Source organism: Clostridium sp. DSM 8431, from assembly GCF_900116755.1.
Lineage (GTDB): Bacteria > Bacillota > Clostridia > Clostridiales > Clostridiaceae > Clostridium.
Genome location: NZ_FPBY01000177.1, coordinates 1 through 6,825 on the forward strand (window position 1 = coordinate 1; position 6,825 = coordinate 6,825).

General features: G+C 29.4%; 5 protein-coding genes, 1 tRNA gene and 1 other annotated feature. Of the genes, 2 read left to right on the forward strand and 4 right to left on the reverse strand.

Features of this window, described 5'->3' with window-relative positions:
• Positions 1-325: 325 nt before the first annotated feature.
• Positions 326-496: a hypothetical protein gene (locus BM384_RS18700; RefSeq protein WP_207650731.1), complete on the forward strand. Its 171-nt coding sequence runs from the start codon at positions 326-328 to the stop codon at positions 494-496.
• Between the two features lie 103 nt (positions 497-599).
• Here the strand turns inward: BM384_RS18700 and thrS are convergent, their stop codons facing one another.
• The 4 genes from thrS to BM384_RS14280 form a co-directional block, all read right to left on the reverse strand.
• Positions 600-2,531 carry a threonine--tRNA ligase gene (thrS, locus tag BM384_RS14265; RefSeq protein ID WP_090014561.1) on the reverse strand — a complete coding sequence of 644 codons (1,932 nt, stop codon included), beginning with the start codon at positions 2,529-2,531 and terminating at the stop codon, positions 600-602.
• Positions 2,532-2,609: 78 nt separating this feature from the next.
• Positions 2,610-2,828 (reverse strand) — a binding site (T-box leader).
• Positions 2,829-2,884: 56 nt separating this feature from the next.
• Positions 2,885-3,907: a LacI family DNA-binding transcriptional regulator gene (locus tag BM384_RS14270; protein WP_090014563.1), complete on the reverse strand. Its 1,023-nt coding sequence runs from the start codon at positions 3,905-3,907 to the stop codon at positions 2,885-2,887.
• A gap of 4 nt (positions 3,908-3,911) precedes the next feature.
• A complete protein-coding gene (gene galT, locus BM384_RS14275; RefSeq protein ID WP_090014564.1) occupies positions 3,912-5,417 on the reverse strand; it encodes a UDP-glucose--hexose-1-phosphate uridylyltransferase in 1,506 nt (501 codons plus the stop codon).
• Positions 5,418-5,434: 17 nt separating this feature from the next.
• Complete coding sequence (locus BM384_RS14280) at positions 5,435-6,604, reverse strand: galactokinase (protein WP_090014566.1); 1,170 nt, start codon at positions 6,602-6,604, stop codon at positions 5,435-5,437.
• A 137-nt stretch (positions 6,605-6,741) separates the two neighbouring features.
• On the opposite strand from BM384_RS14280, the gene BM384_RS14285 reads away from it, so the two are divergent.
• Positions 6,742-6,825 (forward strand) — tRNA-Leu (locus BM384_RS14285).

Below are 6,825 nucleotides of genomic sequence, written 5' to 3' on the forward strand. Positions count from 1 at the left end.
ACCCTTTTTTAAAAAATATTATTTTTTAAAATTTACTTGACTATTATTAGCTGGTCTTTCGTTATGTAAATAATACAATAAATTCAAAAAAAAGTCAATGATATAAATATAAGTAAAAAAGAAGTGCGAAAAAACCATCAAAAAGAAAAGTAAAAATTTTTTTTGAAAGTGAGTACTGATTATAACTAGCTTTCAGGTATGTAAGCATTTCAAAAAGAATTATATAATTAATGGTAAAAGTTATTAATTAAAATTACCAATAAATTTAGAAGTTATTATTTCAAGTAATGATTCTGTACGTTTGCTAAGTCAATTTGTTGAGGAGATGGATTTATCAAATTTATATAAGACTTATTTCAAAGTTAAGGAAAATCAAGCTTCGTCACAAAAGTTACTTAAACTCATGCTATATAGAGTAGGTGAAATCTTTGGAGACTCAATATTTATAGATGGAATAAAAATTGAAGCTTCCTCTAATAAATATACATTTGTTTGAAAAAATACAAATATATAAAAAAAACAACCATACTGGCTTAAAAACTAGTATGATTGTCTTGTTTTTAGGATTTTTTTACTGTACTTTATTTTTTGTGGATAAATTATCTTTCTTTGTTAGCAATTTCAGTTAATAGTCTAGCTTCGAATTCTACTAAATCGATGCTTCCTTCTTCACCGTTCTTTCTGCTTCTAACAGATAGAGTATTGCTTTCAGATTCCTTTTCACCTACAACGCAGATGTAAGGAACTCTTTCTAATCTTGCTTCTCTTATCTTATAACCGATTTTTTCAGTTCTGTAGTCAGCTTCAACTCTGATACCTTGGTCTTTAAGTCTCTTAACAACTTCTTCTGCATAATCAGCATACTTATCTGAAATTGGAAGAACCTTAACTTGTACTGGTGATAACCAAGTTGGAAGTGCACCAGCATATTTTTCTATTAACATAGCAAGTGTTCTTTCATAACATCCAATTGCAGATCTGTGAATAACGTATGGACGTTTCTTTTCACCATCTTTATCAATGTAGTACATATCAAATCTATCAGCTGCAGCAAAGTCGATTTGAATTGTGAATAATGTATCTTCTTTTCCGTGAACATTCTTATATTGTAAATCAAGCTTTGGACCATAGAATGCAGCTTCATCAGCAGCTTCATAGTAGTCAATTTCTAAGTGATTTAAGATTTTTCTCATTATACCTTCTGTTTTGTCCCAAGCTTCTGGATCATTGATATACTTTTCAGTATTGTTTGGATCCCATTTAGAGAATCTGTAACTAATACCTTCATCTAGACCTAAAACACCCATTAGGTATTGGATTAATTCAAGAACTGACTTGAATTCTTCTTCTAATTGATCAGGTCTAACTATAAGGTGAGCATCAGATAATGTAAATTGTCTAAGTCTTATAAGACCGTGCATTTCTCCAGATGCTTCTTTTCTATATTCAGTAGCTGTTTCATTGTATCTTAAAGGAAGATCTCTATAGCTATGTTGATCAGCTTTATAAATTTCATATTGGAATGGACAAGTCATAGGTCTTAAGCAGAATACTTCATCATCTTTTTCTTCATCGCCTAAAACGAACATGTCTTCTTTGTAGTGATCCCAGTGTCCTGAAATTTTGAATAAGTCATTCTTAGCAAGAGAAGGAGTCTTAGTTAAAAGGTAACCTCTCTTTTCTTCTTCATCTTCAACCCATCTTTGAAGAAGTTGAATAATCTTTGCACCTTTTGGCATGATTAGTGGAAGACCTTGACCTACAGCTTCACTAGTTGTGAATAACTTAAGTTCTCTTCCTAATTTGTTATGGTCTCTTTGTCTAGCTTCTTCTAAAGCTTCAAGATGAGCATCTAAGTCAGCTTTCTTTAAGAATGCAGTACCATAGATTCTTGAAAGCATCTTATTCTTTTCGCTTCCTTTCCAGTAAGCTCCAGTGCTCTTAAGAAGTTTTATAGCTTTTACATTCTTTATTGACATTAAGTGAGGACCAGCACAAAGATCAGTGAAATCACCCATTTTGTAGAATGATATTACTGCATCTTCAGGAAGATCATTAATAAGTTCTACTTTGTATGGTTCATCCTTCATAAGTTCAAGAGCTTCTTCTCTTGGAAGTTCAAATCTTGTTATTTCAGGATTTTCTTTTATTATTTTTTTCATTTCATCTTCTATATGAGTTAAATCTTCAGAAGAGAAGTGAACATCTACATCAAAGTCATAGTAGAAACCATCTTCTATAGAAGGTCCTATAGCTAATTTAGCTTCTGGGAATAATCTCTTAACAGCGTAAGCTAATACGTGAGAAATACTATGTCTTACAGCATCTTTACCCTCTTGAGAATCAAATGTGCAAATGCTAAGTTCAACATCTTTATCTAATGTATCACGTAAATCTACTACCTTTCCATCAACAATACCACAACAAGCATTTCTTGCTAAACCTGCACTAATTGCATTAGCAACATCTAAAACTGAAACGCCTGATTCAAATTCTTTAACAGAACCGTCATTTAAAGTTACCTTTATCATTTTTGTTACCCCTTTCGTATATATAAGTATCTAAATATTTTTATTTACAATATAAAAAAACTCCGACTCTATAAAAAATATAGAGGCGAAGTAATATCCGTGGTTCCACTCTAAATTACCTAAAAAATATATAAAGATTCCTAGGTCACTTAATTTTATCGTAACGTGATAAAAACGTACTTGATTAGAGTCGCTCAGAGGTAGTCTTCAGTTAATTTCATTTAAAAGTACTTCCAGCTTAAATACTTTCTCTCTGAAAATGAAGCTTTAACTTACTCTTCTCGTCATCGCTTTATATATTGATTAATGTTAATTATAATTATCTAGTATAAATATGTCAACAAATTTTGAAATTATTTAATCTGAGTAAAAATAACGGTATCTCTTTCGATGAGTTTATTGTTAAGTGTAACCCTTTTACTAAATTTATTATCAAATTCTATTTTTTCAGTCAATAAATTTGCTGCATTAGAGCCTAACATAGACATATTTTGGTCGATAGTTGTAAGTTTTGGTTCTACATATCTGCTTAAATCAATATTATCAAAACCAATAATGGACAATTCTTCAGGAACTTTAATTCTTAACTTCTTACAAGCATTTAATACTCCAACAGCCATTAAGTCATTACAGCAGAAGACAGCAGTAGCCTTATTGGTTTTTAAGATAGGAATTATAGCTTCAGTTGTGATATCAACAGTATCTTTACTATTTCCTTCACCAATGTTAATTATATTTCCTTTAGAAAAAGTATGTAGTTCTTTCATTTTATTAGTATATACAGATTCTTTTATATCATAAGAAAAACTATTTTCACCACGCACAAATAGAATATCTTTATGATTTTTTTCTATTAAATGAGTTAATGCTATGTTAGCTCCAAAGACTTCATCATTTGACACTGAAGAAATATTTGCAGAAGGAGAGTAACCATTAATAAAAACAATAGGAATTTGTTTTGAAATATTGTTATAAAATTTAGACTTAACATTTTTGGTGTTAGGGTCTATAACTATTATTCCTGCTACATTTCTACTTATTAAATCATTTATACATCTAATTTCATCTAGTGAATTATTATTACTGCAATTAAGTATTATTGAGTAATTAGAATTTTTAAGTTCATTTTGTATCCCATTAATAACTTCAGGGAAAAACATGTTATTAATACTTGGAGAAACTATTCCAATAGTATTTGAAATTTTTTTAGTTAATTCTTTAGCTTGCATGTTAGGTATATAGTTTAAGTCTTTAATTGCTTTTTGAACAGCTTTTTTTGTTTCTTCTTTAACAGGGTAGTTTCCGTTCATAACACGTGAAACTGTTGCAACGGAAACATTAGCCCTTTTAGCTACTTCTGTAATTGTAACTTTCATTGTCTTAAGCCTTTAATGAAGCAGCAAATTTATCGAAGGCAGCAAGACCTTCTTCATTTCTTTTAAATACACCAGCATGACATAAAACTTCAAGGAATATTAAACCAACTTCATTTCTTAGAATATCATCAACATTTGCTTCAGTTATTGATGAGTATTTATTTAAAATTTCTTTATACCAATCAGCATGCTTTGATAAATTTTCATATTTAGAAATAGAACTCTCATTTTTTAATAGACAATCTTTAATATCTGAAAGTTCAACTTTTAACCTAGCTGGAAGAACAGCAAGTCCCATAACTTCAATTAATCCTATATTTTCTTTTTTGATATGATGAACTTCATTATGAGGGTGGAATATTCCAAGAGGATATTCTTCTGAAGTTCTATTATTTCTGAGTACAAGATCAAGTTCGTATTTTCCATTTCTTTTTCTTGATATAGGTGTTATTGTATTATGAGGTTCTCCATTACTTTCTGATAATATCTCTATAGAAGGATCAGAATATTTTCTCCAAGAAGTTAAAATATAATCAGCAGCATCAATTAGTTCTTCTTTATCAGTACTACTTAATCTTAATACTGACATTGGCCATTTTACTCTTCCTATTTCCACATTCTTAAACTTTTCAATATAGTAAGCCTTTTCTATAGGGGCTTCTTCCATAGCAAAAGTATAGTTTCCTCCTTGATAGTGGTCATGAGATAAAATTGAACCACCAACTATAGGTAAATCAGCATTTGAACCTGCAAAGTAATGAGGAAGAACATCAAGGAAATTAATAAGATTTTCAAAGGTTGTTTTAGAAATTTTCATAGGTATATGTTCACTATTGAAAATTATACAGTGCTCATTATAGTAAGTATAAGGGGAGTACTGTAAGAACCAATCCTTACTATTAAACTTTAAAGGTATTAATCTATGAGTCTGTCTAGCAGGATGATTAAGGTTACCAAAGAAACCTTCATTTTCTTTACATAAAAGACACTTAGGATAAGATGTAGATTTTATTAGTTTAGCTTTTGCTATATCTTTAGGGTCTTTTTCAGGTTTTGATAAGTTTATAGTTATATCTAAATTTCCATAAGGAGTTTCAGTCTTCCATATTACATTTTTATTGATTCTATCTTTTCTAATATAATTTGAGGCTATGCTTAAATTATAAAAATACTCAGTAGCTTCCTTTGGAGAATTTTTATAATGATTATTAAATTCTGTTCTTACTTCAGAAGGTCTTGGCATTAAGCAGTTCATTATTTTTGTATCAAATAAATCTCTCTCAGCAGTTGTGTTTTCAATAATCTTTTTAGAAACTGCAAAATCAAGGATGTTTTCTAATATTTCAGAAGGTGTTTCAAGATTTTCCTTTATCTTGATAGGTTTAAAATCATCTAAGCCTAATGTGCCTATAAGCATATTACTAGAATAGATGATATCATCTTCTTTTATAAGATTATTTTGTAATGAAAAGTTTATTAATCTATTTAATTCTTTATTTATATCTATCATAATATATCACCTTAAAATTAAATTAATTTTCTTGTTCCATCAGAAATGTTAACAACATAGAAAGTAGGAGAGTAACCTATTTTGTCAGTATATCCTTTTGTTACTTCCTTAGTAAAGTTATCAACTAAGTCTTCTTTTACTATACTTACTGTGCATCCTCCAAAGCCAGCACCAGTCATACGAGAGCCTATAACTCCAGGCATTTCAAGTGCAAGAGAAACAAGAGTATCAAGTTCAATTCCTGTTACTTCATAATCATCACGTAGAGAGTTGTGAGATTCAATCATAAGCTTTCCAAATTCATTTAAATCATTTTTCTCTAAAGCATTTACAGCTTTTAAAGTACGTTGATTTTCATAAACAGCATGTTTAGCTCTCTTTCTATTAATTGGATTAGTTATATAATTCTTTAATTCTTCAAATTCATTTTCAGTAAGTTCACCCAAAGAGTTTATATTTTTAACTTTTTGTAATTCTGCAAGAGCAGTTTCACATTCTGAGCATCTTTCATTATATTTTGAATCAGCTAGTCCACGTTTTTTATTAGTATTACCAATAACTATTTTGTATCCATCCATATTAATTTTACTGTATCTATACTTTAAAGTATTACAATCAAGTAAAATTGCAGAGTCTTCAGAGCCAAAACCAATAGCAAACTGATCCATAATTCCACAGTTAACTCCTATAAATTTATTTTCTGCTTCTTGACAGTACTTAACCATATGAAGCATGTCTATATCAAAATTAAAGCTTTCTTTTAAAATTACAGCCATTAATAATTCTAAGGAAGCAGAAGAGGATAACCCTGAACCATTAGGTATATTTCCATAAACTAATATGTTAAATCCATGAGGAGTTTTAAAACCATAATCGTTAAAAACTTTTACTACACCTTTAGGGTAGTTCACCCAATCATGAGCTTTTTCATAAACTAAGTTATTTAAATCAAATTCTATTGAACCGAATTCTTTAAAGTTTAATGAGTTCATAACAACCTTTGAATCATTTCTTTTTGATACAACTCCATAAGTTCCAAAAGATAATGCACATGGGAAAACATGACCACCATTATAATCTGTATGTTCACCAATTAGATTAACTCTACCAGGAGAGAAGAATATATTTTCATAAGGTGTTTTGAAAATTTTCTCAAAATCATTTTTTAAATTGTCTATAATATTCATGGATATTACCCCCTAAATTATTTTTATAAATATATAGTAACCGATTACTATAATAATGTAAATATATACATTGTATAAAAAATATATTTATGTACTTGATTTTTTTAATATTATAATATATAATAATTTACAGAGATGCAGATGTGGCGGAATTGGCAGACGCACTAGACTTAGGATCTAGCGCCTTAGGCGTGGGGGTTCGACTCCCTTCATCTGCACCA